The following is an 18,507-nucleotide window of genomic DNA, read 5'->3' on the forward strand; positions in this document are numbered from 1 at the left end:
ATGCTCCGCCTTGCGATGCTCCCCCACTGCCTGGACGGCGTGGGAGGTACCCCCATCACCGGACGCCGCGAGCTTTCCGGCAAACCTTTCCGGTCACAGCACTAGCCGAGGGCCTGCCGCAGGTCCTCGAGCAGGTCGTCGACGTTCTCGATGCCCACGGACAGGCGCACCAGGTCGCCGGGGACCTCGAGGGCGGAGCCCACCACGGACGCGTGCGTCATGCGCCCGGGGTGCTCGATCAGCGACTCGACACCGCCCAGGGACTCTCCGAGCGTGAACACCTTGGCGCGGTTGCAGACCTCGACGGCCGCCTCCTCGCCGCCCTCGACCCGGAAGGAGATCATGCCGCCGAACGCCTTCATCTGCTTGGCGGCCACCTCGTGGCCGGGGTGCTCGGGCAGCCCCGGGTAGAGGACCTGGCTCACGCGCGCGTGCCGGGACAGCATGTCGGCGACCTTCGTCGCGTTCTCGCTGTGCCGGTCCATGCGCACCGCGAGCGTCTTGGTGCCGCGCAGCACCAGCCAGGAGTCGAAGGGGCCGGCGACGGCGCCCATCGCGTTCTGGTGGAACGCCAGTTCCTCACCGAGCGCCGTGTCGCCGACGATCAGTGCGCCGCCCACGACGTCCGAGTGACCGCCCATGTACTTGGTCAGCGAGTGCACGACCACGTCCGCGCCGAGCGCGAGCGGCTGCTGGAGGTAGGGCGTCGCGAAGGTGTTGTCGACGACGAGCCGCGCGCCCGCGTCCCGGGCGACCTGAGCGACGGCGGCGATGTCGGTGATGCCGAGCAGCGGGTTGGAGGGGGTCTCCACCCACACGGCCTTGGTCTTCGGTGTGATGGCGGCACGTACCGCGGCCGGGTCCGCGGTGTCCGCGACCGACCACTCCACACCCCACCGGGAGACGACCTTGGCGAACAGGCGGAACGTGCCGCCGTAGGCGTCGTTGGGGATCACGACGTGGTCGCCGGGGCTGAGCAGCGTGCGCAGCAGGCAGTCCTCGGCCGCCAGTCCGGACGCGAACGCGAGTCCGCGACGGCCGCCCTCCAGGGCGGCGAGGTTCTCCTCCAGGGCGGTCCTGGTCGGGTTGGCGCTGCGGCTGTACTCGTAGCCGTCGCGCAGACCGCCCACGCCGTCCTGCTTGTAGGTCGAGACCTGGTAGATCGGCGGGACGACCGCCCCGGTCCGGGGGTCGGCCGTGTTGCCCGCGTGAATCGCGAGCGTCTCGAAGTGCTCACTGATGTGCCTGTCGCTCATGGGCCCGAGGGTAGTGCGCCTGTGGGGGTGGTGCGGGACGGAGGCCCCGGGCGGCACCGCGGGCAGGGTTTTCCACAGGCTCGCGGCACAGGTTGGCCAAGTGTCGGCACCGTCTGGTTCGCTTGTCGCATGGAGATTCTCTGGGTCGTGATGGCGCTGGCCATGCTGGGCTTCGTGCTGGTCCCGTTCCTCAGGCGCAGCCGTGCCGGCATCGGGCAGGTTCCGCCGGGGCATCCGGACGCCGCGGACCCGGCGAACTACGGCTTCGTCCGGCAGGAGGAACTCGACGTCCGCATGCCAGGACCGGACCAGGACCTGCTCGACGTCCTGGAGCTGGTGCAGCGCACCCAGGACTACCGCGCCGCCTCCCAGCTCCTCGCGGGCACGGAGAAGGAGGGCGAGCTGCGCTGGCAGCGCGTGCAGGCCTTCGCCGGGGCGGCCTCGGTGGAGCTCCAGCAGCGGCCGGGCGGGGTCGGCGAGATGCCCGGCGGGCAGTGGCTGCGGGTGTGGCGGGCCGAGGCGCCCAAGGACCCGGGCTGCGCGGCGGTGTACGCCGAGTTCCTCGTTCAGCAGGCGTGGCGTACGGCCACGCCGGGCACGAACGAGTTCCGGATCATCATGGAGGAGGCCCGGGAGGCGTGCGGGCAGGCGGCGCTGCTGGCCCCGGGCGACCCGGTCCCCTGCATCGTCGAGCTGTCCGTGGCGCGGGGCCTGGCGTACTCGCACCCGGAGTTCAAGAAGCTGTGGCTGAGGATCCTCGACCGCGCGCCGGCCCACACGGGGGCACATCTGGCGGCCCTGCACTACTGGTGCGAGAAGTGGCACGGCTCGCGTGACCTGGCGTACTCCTTCGCGGAGGCCGCCGCGGCCCGTGCGCCCCGGGGCTCGCTGCTGGCGGCCATGCCGCTGTTCGCGGTCTTCGAGCACCTGCCCGAGGTCAACCTGGTCAGGGGCTTCTACGAGAGCGAGGTCGTGACCAAGGCGGTCCACGGCGCCCTCTTCGCGGTGCACGCGGCCCGCCCCGACGACCCGATGCTCGCCCACGTCCGCCACCTGCTGCTCTTCTTCCTGGTCCGCTCCGAACGCTGGGCGGAGGCGATGAGCCAGCTCATACACGTCGACGGCCATGTGGGCGCGGTGCCGTGGACCCTGTCCGAGGACCCGGCGGCGGAGTTCGCCGTCTACCGGGCGCTGGCCGTGGCGGGCTACGAGGCCAACGGCGGCAGCCCGGCGACACTGCACCACTGATCGGTCCCGCCCACGCATCCGGACGGACCCGGCCACCCGCCCGCCTCTGCCGGGGGTCGATACCCCCGCCGGAATGACGACGGCGGCGGCATCGTTGTCCCGAATGCCGCCGCCCGCGCACGCGGGACCGGCGGAACCGACGGGCCCGTTGTGACGGACGGGCCCGCCGCCCTGCCCACCCGAGCAGTGGGAGAGCCCCCGATACGACGCCCGGGATCAGAATCAGGCCCATGGGAGGAGTAGCCATGACGACCTCCTCTGCCACGGTTGCCGCGCTACGGCAGGCCATCAGTCAGATCACGCCTGCCGCGCTACCGGCCTTCACCCGGGAACTGGACGAGGCGGCCGACCAGTCCTGGCAGGGCTCCGACCTGGCGCCGCTCCAGCGGTTCATCGCACAGTGGGCCGTCTATGTGCACATCCAGCGCCGGCCCGACCTGGCAGCAGACCTCCGCCGCTGGGAAGACACTGCCGAGTCCGGCGACGCAGCCCAGGCACGACAGGCCGCTTCCGGGATCGGGCGAATCCTGGACGACGCCCACGCGGCCATCGGCCTGCCGGTCCGCTGAGCACGGATGGGCGCTGGGAGTACAACCGCGTCCACGTGGTGGCCGGCATCCCCGCACATGTGGTGCGGAGCTGAAACGTCTGGCCGACCAGCTCGTCGCCCCCGTGGGTGACCCGTTCCAGACGAACTGGTGTCCTCCTACCCCACCAGCGGCGCTGCACCCCGCCGCCGAGGCAGCACTGCTGGAGGCGCGGCCCGGCTGCGGGACGTCTCGGTCGGCCGGTCCCGCCTTCCGCCAAGCCGCCTCGCGGTCAGCCCTCCGTGCGGGTGGGCAGTCGCCATCCCGGGCGCGGGAAGTGGCAGGTGTAGCCGTCCGGGTAACGCTGCAGGTAGTCCTGGTGCTCGGGCTCGGCCTCCCAGAAGGGGCCGACCGGCTCCACCTCGGTGACGACCTTGCCGGGCCACAGTCCGGAGGCGTCCACATCCGCGATCGTGTCCTCGGCGATCCGCTTCTGCTCGTCGTCCACGTAGTAGATCGCCGAGCGGTAGCTGAGGCCGATGTCGTTGCCCTGGCGGTTCTTGGTGCTCGGGTCGTGAATCTGGAAGAAGAACTCCAGGATCGCGCGGAAGTCGGTCTTCGTGGGATCGAAAAGGATCTCGATGGCCTCGGCGTGCGTGCCGTGGTTACGGTACGTCGCGTTCGGCACGTCACCCCCCGTGTATCCGACCCGGGTCGCCGTCACGCCCGGGAGTCGGCGGATCAGCTCCTCCATCCCCCAGAAGCATCCGCCGGCCAGCACCGCCCTCTGCGTCTGCGCAGCCATCACGGTCCTCCAATGTCTGTCAGCTCGTTCGCTCGGGCTGCTCGGCTCGCACACCACCGGCATCCCCTACCCACCGTGCTCAACGCACGAGGCCGCGAAGCGATTCCTTGCCCGTCCAACCCGCCCTCCGGTCGCCGACCACCGGCCACCACGAGGAGCGCACCGACCGCAACGCAGGATCCGTGCGGCCCACTGGGAACACACGTTCAGCGGTGTCACAGCAGACCTCCGCCGCTGGGAGGACACTGCCGCATCCGGCGACGCAGTCCGGGCGTGGCAGGACGCCTCCGATATCGGGCGGATCCTCGACGAAGCACGCACGGCCATCGGCCTGCCGGCCGGACCGAAACCGGAAGTACGACCCCGACCACGTCGCGGGCCGCATCCCCGCTCACGTCCAGCGACCGTCGGAGAGCGTGCTCGGTCACGAGCGCAGGTGCGCCATGAGTTCGTCCTCGGCCGGGTAGGGCCGCTCCTCTGGCAGCAGCCGGGCCGCGGAGTCGAGATCGCCACTGCTGACGAGTGCGTGGATCTCGCGGGCGAGCGGAGTCACGTCGCTGATGGCAACCGCCCATTCGTCCGCGTAGCGTCGTACCGCCTCACCGGAGAGCCCGAGTTGCAGCGAGCGGTACGGCAGGGGTTGGAGGTGCAGATCGCGTTCGGGGTCCCACTGGACGCGGGCCGGTGCACGCTTCAACTGGCATTGCCAGGTGCTGCGGTCGAGGTGCAGCCCCCGTACGTAACTGGACAGGCACGCGTTGCGCAGCGCCCACTCGAAGCCGTCGCGGGTGATCTCGACAGCCAGGACGGTCTCTTGTCCCGGCTTCGTGCCCCAGCCGCAGCGGTACATCATCCACGTGAACGACGGCTTTATCCACGTCATTCGGTCCCGCTTCCACGCGGCGGGGAAACGGCCCTTGCGCACCGCAGGCATGCCGATCTCCGGGGAGTACGCCTGATAGACGGTGACCGTGGATGCCGTGTGGAGCGCGCGGATTCTGTGTCGCGGTTCTTCCATGGCCTACAGGGTGAGGCCGACGGATCTCCGTCCGCCATTGATTTCTTCGAAGGCGGCCAGTTCGTCGATCGACCCCAGAAGCGGGTGGCAAAGGCGCGGTGATGGACCAGTTTTCGCCCGACGCCGAGGAGGGCCTGTTCGCGGCCGTGGCTCGCAAGGCCAGCCCCTTTTCGGCCTTGGCCTGGGCGCTCGGTCCCGACGCGGTAGTGCGGCTGCCGGGCTGGTTCGGTGGCTTCCTTCTCGACGCCGAACAAGTCCGGGCACAGCTGGCAGCGGCCGAGGAAACCCTTGCTCTGACCGGAACCAGGAGGCGTGACGTGGGCGATCGGATCCATGTGTGGATGACCGGCTTGGGTAACGAGCCAGACCACGACGCCGACGAGCTCCTTGGCGGTCCGCTGCGCGTCTTCCGCCACGCGGTCGGCACAGGCCAGGGCGTGGCCGGCCACGCCCGCTGGTACTGACGGAGCGGAGCAGCCGTGTGCGTGCTAGAACTCCGTCATCGCGCATCCCCTTGACTTACCCGCTCTGAGGCTGCTGGATCAGGGTGGCACGCACCGGGGTTGCTGCGGCCCCGCTCAATATGGGCCCGCACGAACTCCGCTGCGAGCACATCTGCGAGCGCTGCGGCAACGCTGGAACGCTGCGCGAAACCCGGCCGATCGAGCTGACTCTCTGTGATGCGTGCGAATCCTGCGTGGGACCGGACGGCCACCTATAGGCGAGTCTGGCTTCAGGCCAAAGGTTTCGAGTTGCGGGGGTGGGGATGCACGCTCCACGCTGGTGCCTACGCGGGACCGTACCGTATCGGCCTCGTCCAAGAGCTACAGCTACTCGGCGAAAGCAGCGAGAGGGGTAGCGCTGTGGGTGATGATGCACATATCTCGGGCGTCGGTACTGATTATCCGTTGGAGAAAGCAGCGCCTGGCGGCTCTGCTCTGGCGACAGGGGCTCTCGGCCCGGTCACTCGCGTGACGCAGGTAATGAATAACGTGGCCTGCACGTACCAGAACGGCGGACAGCCCATCGCCACAGGGTCAGTGAATGTGCGGGGCGGGAAGGTTTACGCGTTCTTCACCGCCTCCGGCTGGAACAGATCAGGTGACACAGGACTACAGGCGAATCTCGCAATCGGCGGAAGTTCATCATTCAGTGCTCGCATTTTCGCCAATCCAGATCTGACTCACCTGACTATGATCAGGCAGCGGGTATTACTTGGCAACCTCCGGCCGGACCCGTCCGCCTCGGCGAAGATCACCGCCGGGAAGGCGACGGTCACCGACACAAACGACCATGTCTCCCTGACCGTCCTCGAACTCGGGTCACCGGCCGTCTGGCGGATGGCCTGCAGAAAGGTCGGCCCGCCCGATTCCCTCAGCCAGTACGGGAGCACCTCCTTCCGCTCGCGCGGCGGGTACCTGCTCGTGTGTGCCTCCGCCACCGGCTTCAGCACGAGCGGGCAGGCGATGACTGGAATGGACTTGAGCATCGACGACACGTGTCACGGAACCATCCAGATCTTCGCGAACAAGAAGAACTGGCACCTGGCGTTTGTACCGGCCGACTTCCTGATCAAAAGCATCCCACCCGGGGATCACACCCTCGTCGCCACGCCCGCCGCCGGCACCACCATCGACAGTAACGACGCTTATGCCATCACCGTCTTCGAGGTCATGGCGCCGCCCACTGTGCTCAACGTGACCGAGGTCCTGGCCAACGCCCCCGCCGCTGGGCAGACCGGCGGCGAGTGGGTGGCAAGTGGTGCGTTCAGCAGTTACGGCGGGACCCTCATCATCACCTCGGCTGCCTCGGCGTACTCCCACAGTGACGCGGCGAAACTCGGCATGACCATCCAGGTCGACAGCCAAGATGTCGGCTCGATGCAGGCGTTCGCGAATCCCAAGGGAGTCCATCTGGGCCTGCCCGGGAATGACCTCGTGGTCACCGGCATCAACGCAGGTAAGCGCACCGTCTCGTTGGTAGCGGACGCTGGGACCGCCACAGACGCCAATGACCGCTGTTCGGTCACGATCATCGAGGTGGCAACGACGACATGGCCATAACTCGCCTACGGATCACGTTCGACATGTTCAGCGGTCGGCCCAACCCGGTCGTCGAGATAGCGGGCCCTGAGGCTGGGGAACTGCTCGCCCGGCTCGCGCCGGGCGACCTGATCGACGCTGCCGAGCAAGCCGGCCCGCGCCCGCATCTTGGCTACCGCGGGCTCGTCGTCGAACAGGCCGGCGAGCCGGTGCCGTCTCTGCCGGCGGTCTTCCGCTTGGTGGCCGGGCGGCTGCTCGGTCCGGGGCTGCGGCGATGGGCGGCCTATCCAGAGGTGGAGGACTACATCTGCTCCGAACAGGGACCAGCCGGGCAGGTGCTGAGCAGCCCGGCGGAACTGGACTTCCTCCGGGACGGCCTGGCCGCCGCGCGAACGGTGGAGTGGTGGCTGCCGCCGCCGGACGGCCAGGGTGTACTCGCGGCGTCAACTTGTCCGTCAGCACCGACTGCGGCCCTGGAGCAGTGGAGTGACGCAACGGCTCGTTCCATCGACTGTCAGCGGAAGAATCCCGACTGGTGCAGGCAGTGCACCAACAATTGCTATAACTACGCCACCAATGTGCGCACCGACACGTTCGCCCAACCCGGCCGAGGTAGTGGCCGGACCGTCACCGCCATTGACTGCGACTGTGATCACCTCAGCCGTTACGCGTTCTACGACGGCCTGGTGTACACCCCGGCTACCGACAACGTCTGTCCTTCGGAAGGTGTGCTGGTCGCCCTCGTGCTGGAACCCGCCGTCGACTTCCACTGGTACCGCATGAACAGCGACGGTTTCTGGGCGCACAAAGCAGGAGTGGCACCGGTGAGCGATCTCGACGACGCTGGGCGGAAGATCACTGATCCACGCACTTGCTCACGCCTCAAGTACTCGAAGTTCTGCAGCTTCATGAACGTTCCCGAGGGAAGCGCCCGTATCAACTAGACCAGATCATGTGCGGAGCCGACGCACCGCTTCCGGGGCCTGCAATGGACGCTGCCTGCTCGATGCATGGGGCCGGGCGCCTGCTTCCGCGCAGACCAGGGGCGCGTCCCCGTCCGAAGGATGCAGGGTCAGCGTCAGGTCCATGAGGGGGCGGACAGCGTTCGCGTGCCGGCTCCCGTCAGGATCGGAGCTTTGTACGGCCGCCCACGGCTCTATCCCAAGTGTCGGAGGAGCCGCGACCAGTGATGCCAAAAGGTCTGTGAACGCCGCTTGATGCTGGTCGTCGAGCCGCGTTCACAGCCCCGCTCAAGACCCGGATCCCGCACTTCTCGCCCGCGGCCGAGTCGCCTGCTGGGCTCCCGGGTTTGCGTGATTCCTCGTAATATCCGGACGCGACGCGGTCATCCGGCTTCTCCATATTCGCCCCCCGGCAGGCTATGCAGACCACCACCGGAAGGGTCACGATCCTGCTCGTGCTGCTCCAGCTCGCCGCTGCCGTGATCGCCGCATGGTCGGCGTGGCCTGCCTATGCGGCGGTGCTCGTGTCTCTCCTCGTGGCCGCCACCCTCGTGACGGAACGCCACCGTTGGCGGTGGCTGGTCTCCGCGAACCGACGCACCGGCTGAGCGGCGAGGGGCGGTGCCGACCGGACCGGGCGCTCACACCGTAGGCGTGCTTTACGATCACTTGGCTTGCGCCGGTCAGTCGTCAGGGGTCCGCGGCAACTTCGCGGAGGTTCCGGTGTGTTGCCGGGACAAGGCGCCGGCGCGCGTCAAGGGGAGGGGAACGCAGCACATGCAGAACCGTTTCAACCGGGGCATGGCGACTCTTGTCGGCCTCGCGCTCGCCGGCACCGGTCTGGCCGCCGTGAACGCCGCTCCGGCGGCCGCGAGTTCGAACAGCTGCCCGGCGGGCTACTTCTGCGGGTGGAAGGGCAAGAGCCCCAGCGGCTCGATGTGGAAGACGAACAAGAACGTCGCGTCCCTGGGCAGCTGGGACAACAAGATCCATACGTACACCAACCGTACGAAGAAGATCGCCTGCCTCTACGAGGACAAGAACTACGTGCCGGGGGGCGGCTACTGGGCCCAGAGGCCGAACGAGGCGGGCGAGTGGGCCTGGGGACCGGACGCGACCACCAGCTCGATCAAGTTCGTCCGCACCAAGCGCGAGTGCTCCTCGCCCGCCTACCCGCGCTGGTATTCCGAGACCTCCCCGAAGGCGCTGGGCTTCGGGGACATGAACGGCGACCGCAGGGCCGACATGATCGTCCGCGACAAGGCCGGACGGCTCTGGTTCACTCCGGGCAACGGAAAGGGCAAGCTCATCGGCTCCAGCGGCTGGAACAAGATGAACGCCCTCACCCGTCACGGCGACTTCAACGGTGACGGCCGTGAGGACCTCATCGCCCGCGAGGCGTCCACCGGCAAGCTGTGGCTCTACCCCGGCACCGGTACCGGCTCCCTCGGCAAGCGCAAGCTCATCAGTTCGGGCTGGAAGTCCATGAGCCACATCACCGCCTTCGGTGATCTGACAGGTGACCGGCGCTCCGATCTGATCGCGGTCGAGAAGGCCACGGGCAAGCTGTGGCTCTACCCGGGCACGTCCAAGGGCAAGCTCGGCAAGCGCAAGCTCATCGACTCCAGCGGCTGGAACAAGATGAACGCGCTCGTCGCCATGGGCGACGTGACCGGCGACGGCCGTCCCGACCTCTACGCACGCGAGGCGTCCACCGGCAAGCTGTGGCTCTACCCCGGCACCTCCAAGGGCAAGCTCGGCAAGCGCAAGCTCGTCGGCTCAAAGGGCTGGAAGGCCATGGCGAACCTGATATCGGTCGGCGACTTCTCCGGCGACGGGCGTCCCGATCTCGCCGCCGTGACCAACACGAAGTACGTGATCGACGGCTACCCCGGCCACCCGGGCTGGCTGGTCACCTACCGGGGACGGGACACGGGCACCCTGACGTCCGGCCAGCGGACCGACGGCGATTGGTGGGAGCTCAACGGCTTCTGCTAGGCCGGGCCGGCAGCGGGACCGGACGACGTGGATCATCAAGCCGCGTTCACAGCCCCGTGCAGCCGGTGGTCCGGGGGATGCGGCGGCCGCCGTCACCGACCGCGCGGTCCGGTTCACGGACCGCGACGGTTGTTCTCGCCATGCGGGCCCGTCAGGTCTGGCGGATAGTGAAGGGAGGACGACGTCCGCCGCAGCTCCCCGTACTTCAGGAGGCTCGATGCCTTCTTCACGGTCGACGGCCGCGCTCATCGGCATCGCGTTGCTCGGCATCACGCTCACCGCGTGCCAGGACCAGGCGTCCGGTCAGGTCGTGGCGCGGAGCGGTGTCAGGGTCGTGGAAACCCTCTCCAACCCGCCGATCCAGGGATGTCACCGCTTTCCCGACGGCGTGACACAGGTCGAGAACCAGACACAGAGCAATCTGGTGCTGTACAACACACCGGACTGCACGGTGCCGCCGGGCGGGCAGAGCAACTACCTGGACATCGGGCAGTCCGACCAGGTCGCCAGGCTGACAAGTCCGTGGCACAGCTTCTCCTTCGCCCCCGAGTGACATCGCGGGGCACGTGGGTTGAGCCTGGTCCTACTCCACCTCGATGCCGAAGTCCCGCACCAGTTCCTCCAGGCCACCCGTGTAGCCCTTGCCGCCCAGGACGAAGTCCCAGTCGCCGTTCGGTCTGCGGCGGAAGGAGCCGAGTACCAGGGCGGTCTCGCGGGGGCGGCCGTCGGAGACCTCAAGTCGTCCCAGCTCGGCCAGTTTCGGGTCGAGCAGGCGGATGCTCGCGTCCGTGAAGCCGGAGAGGTCGGCGTCCGGGTTGATCTCCGGGTCGACGGCGGCCACGAGGACGAACCGGTCGGCCTCGCCCGGCAACGCGTCGAAGGAGACGCGGATCGCGGCCTTGTCGGGGGCGTGGGCGGGCTGGGCGTGCACGGAACCGTCCGGTGTCCGTGGGTTGTTGAAGAAGACGAAGTGGTCGTCGCTGAGGACGCGGTTGCCGCGGCAGACCAGAGCGCACACGTCCAGGGCGACACTCCCGGTCCACGACATGCCCAGGACGTTGTGGTCGTCGGGCAGACCGGTGTCCGCGGCCGTCGGCGCCGACTGCGCCGCGGAGGGACGGGCACCGTCGCCCAGGCGCCCGCGCAGCCCGTGGCGGTGCAGCAGGTCGACGAGTTCGGGGCCCGAAATCAGCTCCAGCGGCTTGCCGTTGGCGAAAGTGTGCGAGCCGGGGCCGAACTTCGACGTCGTCACGAGGACGCCCTTGTTGGCGCCCGCGTCCTGCACGGTGCCGTACAGGTCACGCACGGCGGTGGGCGGCACCGTGTTGCGGTAGCGCTTGACCTGCACGACGATCTTGCCGCCGCGGATGGGGGCCGGGTCCAGCGCGTCGACGTCCACGCCGCCGTCGTTGGAGCGCTGGGTGGTGACCGCCTGCATCCCCATGGCCCGGAAGAGTTCGGCGACGAGGTTCTCGAAGGCGATCGGATCCATCGCGTACAGGTCGGGATCCTCGTCGCTGCCGTGCGTGACGACGCGGTTCCCGACCTCCTGCGGCCGGCGGCCCGGCCGCACCGCGGTGAGTTGGTCGGGGCGGGCCGAGAGCTGTCCGCGCAAAGCGTCGGCCAGGCAGCTGCAGGCGTCCACCTGCGCCAGGTGCAGGTCGCGGAACGTGGAGCGCGGGGCCATGACGGTCACCAGATGGATGTGACCCGGCCGGCCCGTCGTGGGGTCGTGCCCGTCCACGAACCCGTTCAGGGTCACGGATTCGAGGGCGCCCAGCTCGTCCGCGGCGAAGAGTTCGCGCAGGACGAGCAGCGCGCACTGGGCCAGGACCTCCCGGTACAGGGCCCTGCGCTGCGTCACCGGCCGGGGCGTCTCCTTGTCCTGGTCCGTCGTGGACACGTACCGAAGGGACTTGACCTCGGGGACGACGTCGTAGGCGGGCATCTCCCAGTCCAGCACGAGCTGTCCGGCTGCCGGGTCGTAGGCCGCCGCCACCTGACGGGGGAAACCCTCCGGCCACGCGGTCGACGCGTACAGGGCGGCGGAGAAGTACTCGACCACGGCGTCGGGATCGCGGCGGGCGACTCTCTCGGCCAGCTCGACGATGCCCGCGTTGTGCCGCCGTACGTCGGCCAGTTGGGCGTCGGCCCACCGCTGGTACTCCCGCTGGTACGACGCCAGCTGCCGCTGCCGCTGCGCCTCCGCCGCCTGAGCCGCGTGCCAGTCCCGCTCGAAGCGCGCGCGGGCCTCGGCCTGCGCCTGTGCCCGGCGACCGGCGGTCCAACCGCCCTGCGCCTGGTAGTGCTCGGCGTTCGGCATGGGCACGGGCTGAGCCAGTGGGCCCGGGGCGAAGGGCTCGATCTCCTCGGGGCGCCTGAGGGAGGAGGCTCTGAAGGCCGGGGCCCGGCATCCCGAGGCGAGAAGATCTCGCAGGGACGCGACCTGCGCGTCCAGTTCCTCGGTACGGCGCCGGGCCTCCGCCTGCCGGTAGTCGCGGTGGCTCTGTGCCGCTTGCCGCTGACGGGCACGTGCCTGCTGTTCTTCCTGTCGCCGCCGCCGGGCCTCGGCCTCCGTCCGGCGCTGCTGCTGCCTCTGCGCCTCGGCCCAGACACCGACCAAGCCACTGGAACGACGACTCATGTGCTGCAGGCCCTCCCCGAGGCGCTCCGGCTGTCCCCACAACCAGGTGTAAAGGGACGACTCTATCCAGCGGGGGCCGTCCCGCACATCCGCCCGGCAACAGCGACCCGCTCAGCCGTCGCACCCGCGCGTGCGGGACCCGCCGGGCCTGGTCCGGAACACGGGAACGGCCCGCCGGAAGCCATGCTTCCGGCGGGCCGCTCATCCGTCATGGGCCGTCACAGGCCCACAGGCTCACTTGCCGCGGTACGCGCCGTAGATCGCCACCGTGGACACGTTGCCCTTCTTGTCGGTGATCTTGGCCTTGTACGCGACGGCCTTGCCCTTCGCCGGGTTCTTGACCGTGATCTTGCCCTTCTTGACGGTGACCTTCTTCCAGGTCTTGCCGTCGTTGTAGGACACCCAGACGCCCAGCGACTTGAGGTTCTTGCCCGCGGCGGCGCCCTCCACGGTGACCGGGAAGGTGGCGTTCCTGCCCGCCGGGACACGGTTGTCCAGACCGGTGGTGGCCTTGAAGCGGAGCGTGGAGACCGGCAGCCGGACCTCGGACGAGCCGGACGGCTTCTTGGAGCGGAACGTCCAGCTCGCGTCGACGCGGGTGGAGGCGGCCGCGACCGCCGCGCTGCGCTTCACCGAGGTGGTCAGCCGGTACTGGGCGTCGCCGGCCGTGACGTCGAAGGACTCGTCACCGAACAGCGGGTCGTGGTTGGACGCGACCTTCTTGCCGTTGCGGTACAGGGTCGTCTGCACCGAGCTGAACGTCGAGTAGCCCCCGTGCCCCTGGGAGTCGGCGAACAGCGGCAGGGAGCCGTAGAGCTCGTTCCTGTAGCGGAAGACGCCGTAGTCCTGGTTCAGGTGGGGACCGAACACCGCCCTGTTGAAGGTGTTGGTGTAGGTCTTGCCGCCCTTGTAGGCCTTCACGTCGTCGGACGTGTACAGCGCCTCCCTGATCGGGCGGTTCTGCTTGTCGTGGCCCCGGAACTGCTCCGCGAAGAAGTACCAGTAGACGTTGTTGCCCGTCGACAGGTACAGCGTCCGGGTGCCCGGCAGCTTCTGCTCGATGCTGTCCGCCATGACGAAGTAGTCGCCGACGAGGGCCCAGGGCGTGACCGCGCCGGTCTTGCCGGAGGCACCCGAGCCGACGGAGTTCTTCACCGTGGCGAGCTCACGCGCCGCGTAGTGGCGCACCTTGCCGCCCTGGAACCGCTTGACCGTCGCGGTGGTCGCCACGTCGTACTCGGCGGACGAGCCCTTGGTCCACTGGCCGCTCCAGACCTGGCTGAGCCCGCCGACGTCGCCGCCGATGGAGCCGGTGCGCAGCTGGGACCAGGAGCCGAGGGTCACGGAGATGCCGTACATCGCCGGGTCGTAGGAGTAGCCGATCATCGCGCCGTGCTGCCGTGCGGCCTTGTCCGGCACCGTGATGTCGGCCGGCTTGGCGTTCCGGGCGTCGACCGTGACCGTGACGTTCCCGTTGACGGTCAGCTTCGGCTGGACCAGCCAGTCCAGGCCGCCCTTGAAGTTGGTGAAGTCCTTCGCGATCCAGGCGTCCAGCGCGTAGGTGCCCTTGGGCACGCGCACGGTCGTCGTGCCGGAGCCGTCCGGCACCTGGTAGGTGCGGAAGGTGCCGCGGCCGGTGTAGCCCCACAGGACCGTGTCGTGGGCGGGGGCGGGCTTGCCGTCCCGGCCGATGTGCTTGACGGTGACGTCGTACGACTCGGCCTCGCGCTGCACCGCCGCGGCCGTGCGGACGGTCTGTCCGCCGCCGGTCGCCGTCACGTACGCCGAGTAGCCGCCGTCCAGGGTGCCGCCCAGCCGGGTGTTCACGGTCAGGTCGACGGAGGCCTTGTCGCCGGCCGGGACCGTCACCTCCGTCGCGCCGAGCGTGAAGAAGCCGTCCGGGACCGGCCGGCCCTTGGGGTCGGTGGCCGTCATGGCCAGGCTGAGCGTGACGTCCTCGGTGCCGAGGTTGCGGTAGGTCAGCTGCTTGGTGACCGGCTCGTCGTCCGTGTGCGGCCAGGACTGGATGCCGAAGCTCACCGAGACCGGGTCGGCGATCACGGTCTGCTTGATCGCCTTGTCGACGGCGATACGGCCGGCGCCCTGCTCGAAGGGGGTGTACGGACCGCCCTTGGCGGAGCCGGCCAGCGCGCCCTTCAGTTCGGCGTAACCCCAGTCGGGGTGCTCCTGCTTGAGGAGCGCGGCGGCACCGGCGACGTGCGGGGTCGCCATCGAGGTGCCGTCGATGGTCAGATAGCCGGCCGGGCTCTCGCCGACCTCCTGGCCGATCAGGCTGTTCTTGGCCGCGGCCGCGGTGATGGCCACGCCCGGCGCGGTGACGTCGGGCTTGATGGCTCCGTCGCCCAGTCGCGGGCCGGTGGAGGAGAATTCGGCGAGACGGTCCTTCTTGTCGACCGCACCGACGGTGAGGGCGGAGTCGGCGCTGCCGGGCGAACCGACCGACTCGGGGCCCTCGTTGCCCGCGGCGATCGCGAAGAGGATGCCCTTCTCCGCGGAGAGCTTGTCGACCTCCGCCTCCAGCGGGTCGACACCGGGGGTGTCCTCGCCGCTGAGGCTCAGGTTGACGATGTCGGCGCCCTGCTGGGCCGCCCACTCCATGCCGGCCAGGATGCCGGAGTCGTCGCCGTAGCCCTCGTCGTCGAGGACCTTGCCGTTGAGGATCTTGGCGTCGGGCGCCACGCCCTTGTACTTGCCGCCCGACTTGGCGCCCGTGCCCGCCGCGATGGAGGCGACGTGGGTGCCGTGGCCGACGCGGTCCGTGGTGCTGTTGCTGGTGGTGAAGTTCTTGGCCGCCACCACCTGGGACTTCAGATCCGCGTGGGTGGCGTCGACACCGGTGTCCAGGACCGCGATCTTCACGCCCTTGCCGGTGTAGCCGGACTGCCACGCCGTCGGCGCGCCGATCTGCGGCACGGACTTGTCGAGGGTGACCTTGCGGACGCCGTCGAGCCAGATGTGCGCGACGCCGGCGCTGGTCCGGTCGCCGTTGGTGAGCGCCTTCCACAGCTCCGGCGTGTCCTTGACGGGGGTCTGCACCGCGTCGGCGTTCAGCGCCTTCAGGGCCCTGCGCAGGGTGCCGGCCTCGCGGACGTCGGCCCGGGCGGCGGTGGCCGCGCCCTGGTAGCCGACGATGACCTTCAGTCCGTCCTTGAGCGACCTGCGGGTGGCGGACTTGTTCAACTCGGTGATGTCGAAGAGACGTTGGTCCAGCTTGCCGGAGGCGATCAGCCGGGACGCGTCGGCCGGGACGACGAGGGTGCGTCCGCCCATGCGGCGGACCTGCACGGGTATCTGCTCGCGGCCCTCGGCCCGGTGCAGGCCGACCACGCGGCCCTTGGCGTCCACGGTGACCCGGTCGCCGGTGATGAGAGTGATGGTGCGGTGGGCCGCGGGACCGGCGGCGTTGGCGGCGCGGTGCTCGGGCCGCGCCGCCGCCGGGCTGGTCATACCCGCGGCGAGGGCCACGGCCGCCGCCGTGGCGAGCGCGGCCACGCCCGCTCTTTTCACTTGTCTGTGCACAACTCCCCCTGGAAACAGAGTGGCGAGCGGAATCCCTGTCCACTCGACCGGGGGAAGGCTCGCACAAGTGCGCTACACCCCCACCCCCCGGAAGAGGAAGTATGCCGGGGGGTGATCACGCGCTCAATGGCGGGGTGCGGTCGGTTCCTCTCGTTTCCCTCCCGTTCAGGCCTCCCCCTGCCGTTCAGGCCCCCGCGTTCTCCTTGACGGTGATGCGCCCCTTGCGGATGGTCGCCACGCGGGGGGCCTTCTTCGCGATGGTGGAGTCGTGGGTGACCATGACGAACGTCAACCCGTGCTCCTTCCACATGCGTTCGAGCACGTCCATGATCTCGTCGCGCATGGACTCGTCGAGGTTTCCGGTGGGTTCGTCGGCGAGCAGCACCTTCGGCTGCTTGACCAGGGCGCGGGCGATGGCGACGCGCTGCTGCTGGCCGCCGGACATCTCCGACGGGAGATGACCGAGCCGCTCGCCGAGCCCGACCGACTCCAGTGCCTCGGCGGCCCGTTCGCGCCGTTCGGCGGTCTTGATGCCGAGCGGGACGAGGGCGGTCTCGACGTTCTCCTGTGCGGTCAGGGTCGGGATCAGGTTGAAGGACTGGAAGACGAAGCCGATGCTCTCGCTGCGCACCCGGGTCAGCCGGGCCTCGGGCAGCTTCGCCAGGTCGGTGCCGTCGAGGACGACCTGGCCGGAGGTGGGCCGGTCCAGGCCGCCCAGCATCTGCAGCAGCGTCGACTTGCCGCCGCCGGTGGGGCCCTGGATGACCAGCCGGTCGCCGTCGCCGATGGTCAGGTCGACCTCGTCGAGGGCTCGGACGACCTCCTTGCCCCGGGTGTAGTGCTTGGTGACGCCGGTGAGTTCGTACATGGGGGAAGCAACTCCTGGGATGCGGGGAGAAGGGGGTCGATGGCCGGCCGGTTCGCGGAGGGCGGCGCGCTACTCGACGCGCCGCAGGGCGTCCGCCGGGCGCAGCCGGGAGGCCCGCCAGCCGCCGAACGCGCCGGCGATCAGGCCGCCGGCCACGGCGAGGCCGACCGCGAGGACGATGGTGGTGACGCTGACCGGCGCGGTGAGCGCGACCTCCAGGGACTTCGCGGCCTGCCGGCCGGGACCGCCGAGGCCACCGGCGCGGAAGACGCCCTCGCCGCCCGGACCGCCCGCCCCGCCGCCCGAACCGCCGAGCTGCGCCTGGAGCGTCGGGCTGATCGCGGTCACCGCGTAGGCGCCCGCCAGGCCGAGCGCGATGCCGAGGACACCGCCGACCAGTCCGTTGACGACGGCCTCGCCGACCACCTGCCGGGTCACCCGGCCCGACTTCCAGCCCAGCGCCTTGAGCGTGCCGAACTCGCGCACCCGCCGGGAGACCGCCGAGGAGGTCAGCAGTCCGGCGACGAGGAAGGCGGCCACCAGCACCGCGATGGACAGCCACTTGCCGACGCTGGTGGCCAGGTCGGAGGCGGTGGACAGGGAGCCGGAGACGGTCTTGGCCAGGTCGGCGGAGGTGGTGACCGTGGTGCCCGGGACGTTCTTCTGGATGGCGCTCTTGACGGCGTCTATCCGCTGGGAGTCGGTCGCCTTGACGTAGATCGTGGTGACCTTGTCCTTGTCGCCGCTGAGGGCCTGCGCCTGCTTCAGCGGGATGTACAGGTTGGCCGCCGCGTCCCCGCTGCTCGCGGTGGCGATGCCGATCACCTCGTACTTGACCTTCTTGATGGTGACGCTGCCGCCGACCTTGAGCTTCTTCTCCTTGGCGTACGCCGAGTCGGCGACGACGACCTTGGCGTCGGTCTCACCGGTCTTGAAGGTGCGGCCGTCGGTGATCTTCGAGGAGGTCAGGGGGCCGAGCTCCGGGTGGGTGACGTCGGTGCCGTAGACCGTGTACTGGTTGACGTCGAAGTCGGCGCCGCCGCCCATGACCCGGCCCTGCGGCCCGGAGCCGGGAGCGCCGCGCGTCTGCCCGCCTTCGCCGTCCTGCTTGAACTGGCCGCGGGTGAACTGGCCGTTGATCCGCACCACGTTGAGGCTGAGCCCGCCGACCGCGGAGGAGACGCCCCGCTGGTCCGCCACCTTGGCGACCGTGGAGGCGGGCAGGGTGGTGAAGCCCTGCGCCATGACCCGGTCGCTGCTCTGGTCGTTCTTGTCGCCGTTCTCCTGGGCGTCGAACTTGAAGCGCGGGCGCGAGTCGCCGGACGCCGGTGTGGCGGCCTTGCTGACGGTCATGTCCGTGCCCAGCCCGTACAGCGACTGCAGGACCTTGTCCTGCGCCCTGCTCATGCCGCTGGACACGGAGTTGACCACGATGACCAGCGCGATGCCCAGCGCGAGGCCGGAGGCGACGACGAGAGCCGCCTTTCGACGGCGGCGCAGCTCGCGCCTCAGGTAGGTGAAGAACATGCGGCCGACGGTAGGGGCGCACCGTGATGAGGACTTGAGGCCGCGCTGAGAGGAGCATGAGAAGACCGGTGC

15 protein-coding genes are annotated in these 18,507 nt (G+C 69.5%); 8 read left to right on the top strand and 7 right to left on the bottom strand.

Going from position 1 to position 18,507, the window contains the following annotated elements:
- Positions 1-101 precede the first annotated feature (101 nt).
- Positions 102-1,256 carry a cystathionine gamma-synthase gene (locus ACIP4X_RS08490; protein WP_358736027.1) on the bottom strand — a complete coding sequence of 385 codons (1,155 nt, stop codon included), beginning with the start codon at positions 1,254-1,256 and terminating at the stop codon, positions 102-104.
- A 129-nt stretch (positions 1,257-1,385) separates the two neighbouring features.
- Here ACIP4X_RS08490 and ACIP4X_RS08495 point away from each other — a divergent pair, with 129 nt between their 5' ends.
- Positions 1,386-2,504, top strand: coding sequence for a hypothetical protein (locus tag ACIP4X_RS08495; RefSeq protein WP_401347406.1), 1,119 nt, complete (start codon positions 1,386-1,388; stop codon positions 2,502-2,504).
- Between the two features lie 245 nt (positions 2,505-2,749).
- Positions 2,750-3,073 carry a hypothetical protein gene (locus tag ACIP4X_RS08500; protein ID WP_358736023.1) on the top strand — a complete coding sequence of 108 codons (324 nt, stop codon included), beginning with the start codon at positions 2,750-2,752 and terminating at the stop codon, positions 3,071-3,073.
- 250 nt (positions 3,074-3,323) lie between these two features.
- Here the strand turns inward: ACIP4X_RS08500 and msrA are convergent, their stop codons facing one another.
- The gene (gene msrA / locus ACIP4X_RS08505; protein ID WP_358736022.1) at positions 3,324-3,836 is read right to left on the bottom strand and encodes a peptide-methionine (S)-S-oxide reductase MsrA; all 513 of its coding nucleotides are present in this window, start codon (positions 3,834-3,836) and stop codon (positions 3,324-3,326) included.
- A gap of 424 nt (positions 3,837-4,260) precedes the next feature.
- The gene (locus ACIP4X_RS08510) at positions 4,261-4,854 is read right to left on the bottom strand and encodes a DUF4291 domain-containing protein (RefSeq protein ID WP_358736020.1); all 594 of its coding nucleotides are present in this window, start codon (positions 4,852-4,854) and stop codon (positions 4,261-4,263) included.
- Between the two features lie 101 nt (positions 4,855-4,955).
- Here ACIP4X_RS08510 and ACIP4X_RS08515 point away from each other — a divergent pair, with 101 nt between their 5' ends.
- The 6 genes from ACIP4X_RS08515 to ACIP4X_RS08540 all read left to right on the top strand — a co-directional run bounded on the left by ACIP4X_RS08515 (position 4,956) and on the right by ACIP4X_RS08540 (position 10,409).
- Positions 4,956-5,318, top strand: a complete 363-nt coding sequence (locus ACIP4X_RS08515) for a hypothetical protein (RefSeq protein WP_358736018.1) — start codon at positions 4,956-4,958, stop codon at positions 5,316-5,318.
- A gap of 399 nt (positions 5,319-5,717) precedes the next feature.
- Positions 5,718-6,917, top strand: a complete 1,200-nt coding sequence (locus tag ACIP4X_RS08520) for a hypothetical protein (RefSeq protein WP_358736016.1) — start codon at positions 5,718-5,720, stop codon at positions 6,915-6,917.
- A complete protein-coding gene (locus ACIP4X_RS08525; protein ID WP_358736015.1) occupies positions 6,908-7,840 on the top strand; it encodes a hypothetical protein in 933 nt (310 codons plus the stop codon). Before ACIP4X_RS08520 ends, ACIP4X_RS08525 begins: the two co-directional genes overlap by 10 nt.
- Before the next feature lie 437 nt (positions 7,841-8,277).
- Positions 8,278-8,466, top strand: coding sequence for a hypothetical protein (locus ACIP4X_RS08530; RefSeq protein ID WP_358736013.1), 189 nt, complete (start codon positions 8,278-8,280; stop codon positions 8,464-8,466).
- Positions 8,467-8,659: 193 nt separating this feature from the next.
- A complete protein-coding gene (locus ACIP4X_RS08535; RefSeq protein ID WP_401347413.1) occupies positions 8,660-9,856 on the top strand; it encodes an FG-GAP-like repeat-containing protein in 1,197 nt (398 codons plus the stop codon).
- Positions 9,857-10,073: 217 nt separating this feature from the next.
- Entirely contained in the window at positions 10,074-10,409 is a 336-nt protein-coding gene (locus tag ACIP4X_RS08540) for a hypothetical protein (protein ID WP_358736010.1), read from the top strand.
- Positions 10,410-10,439: 30 nt separating this feature from the next.
- Here ACIP4X_RS08540 and ACIP4X_RS08545 read toward each other — a convergent pair whose 3' ends face one another.
- The 4 genes from ACIP4X_RS08545 to ACIP4X_RS08560 form a co-directional block, all read right to left on the bottom strand.
- Positions 10,440-12,500 carry a restriction endonuclease gene (locus ACIP4X_RS08545; protein ID WP_401347415.1) on the bottom strand — a complete coding sequence of 687 codons (2,061 nt, stop codon included), beginning with the start codon at positions 12,498-12,500 and terminating at the stop codon, positions 10,440-10,442.
- 234 nt (positions 12,501-12,734) lie between these two features.
- Positions 12,735-15,968 carry a S8 family peptidase gene (locus ACIP4X_RS08550; protein ID WP_401347758.1) on the bottom strand — a complete coding sequence of 1,078 codons (3,234 nt, stop codon included), beginning with the start codon at positions 15,966-15,968 and terminating at the stop codon, positions 12,735-12,737.
- Between the two features lie 256 nt (positions 15,969-16,224).
- Complete coding sequence (locus tag ACIP4X_RS08555) at positions 16,225-16,908, bottom strand: ABC transporter ATP-binding protein (protein ID WP_358736006.1); 684 nt, start codon at positions 16,906-16,908, stop codon at positions 16,225-16,227.
- 69 nt (positions 16,909-16,977) lie between these two features.
- The gene (locus ACIP4X_RS08560; protein ID WP_358736005.1) at positions 16,978-18,435 is read right to left on the bottom strand and encodes an ABC transporter permease; all 1,458 of its coding nucleotides are present in this window, start codon (positions 18,433-18,435) and stop codon (positions 16,978-16,980) included.
- Positions 18,436-18,507: the final 72 nt, after the last annotated feature.

The sequence above is a fragment of the Streptomyces sp. NPDC088817 genome (genome assembly GCF_044750345.1).
GTDB lineage: Bacteria > Actinomycetota > Actinomycetes > Streptomycetales > Streptomycetaceae > Streptomyces.

What these genes read in the sequence shown, in the direction of transcription:
- ACIP4X_RS08490 (WP_358736027.1), bottom strand. Translation starts at nt 1,256, where the DNA reads ATGAGCGACAGGCACATCAGTGAGCACTTCGAGACGCTCGCGATTCAC.
- ACIP4X_RS08495 (WP_401347406.1), top strand. Translation starts at nt 1,386, where the DNA reads ATGGAGATTCTCTGGGTCGTGATGGCGCTGGCCATGCTGGGCTTCGTG.
- ACIP4X_RS08500 (WP_358736023.1), top strand. Translation starts at nt 2,750, where the DNA reads ATGACGACCTCCTCTGCCACGGTTGCCGCGCTACGGCAGGCCATCAGT.
- msrA (WP_358736022.1), bottom strand. Translation starts at nt 3,836, where the DNA reads ATGGCTGCGCAGACGCAGAGGGCGGTGCTGGCCGGCGGATGCTTCTGG.
- ACIP4X_RS08510 (WP_358736020.1), bottom strand. Translation starts at nt 4,854, where the DNA reads ATGGAAGAACCGCGACACAGAATCCGCGCGCTCCACACGGCATCCACG.
- ACIP4X_RS08515 (WP_358736018.1), top strand. Translation starts at nt 4,956, where the DNA reads ATGGACCAGTTTTCGCCCGACGCCGAGGAGGGCCTGTTCGCGGCCGTG.
- ACIP4X_RS08525 (WP_358736015.1), top strand. Translation starts at nt 6,908, where the DNA reads ATGGCCATAACTCGCCTACGGATCACGTTCGACATGTTCAGCGGTCGG.
- ACIP4X_RS08530 (WP_358736013.1), top strand. Translation starts at nt 8,278, where the DNA reads ATGCAGACCACCACCGGAAGGGTCACGATCCTGCTCGTGCTGCTCCAG.
- ACIP4X_RS08535 (WP_401347413.1), top strand. Translation starts at nt 8,660, where the DNA reads ATGGCGACTCTTGTCGGCCTCGCGCTCGCCGGCACCGGTCTGGCCGCC.
- ACIP4X_RS08540 (WP_358736010.1), top strand. Translation starts at nt 10,074, where the DNA reads ATGCCTTCTTCACGGTCGACGGCCGCGCTCATCGGCATCGCGTTGCTC.
- ACIP4X_RS08545 (WP_401347415.1), bottom strand. Translation starts at nt 12,500, where the DNA reads ATGAGTCGTCGTTCCAGTGGCTTGGTCGGTGTCTGGGCCGAGGCGCAG.
- ACIP4X_RS08550 (WP_401347758.1), bottom strand. Translation starts at nt 15,968, where the DNA reads ATGACCAGCCCGGCGGCGGCGCGGCCCGAGCACCGCGCCGCCAACGCC.
- ACIP4X_RS08555 (WP_358736006.1), bottom strand. Translation starts at nt 16,908, where the DNA reads ATGTACGAACTCACCGGCGTCACCAAGCACTACACCCGGGGCAAGGAG.
- ACIP4X_RS08560 (WP_358736005.1), bottom strand. Translation starts at nt 18,435, where the DNA reads ATGTTCTTCACCTACCTGAGGCGCGAGCTGCGCCGCCGTCGAAAGGCG.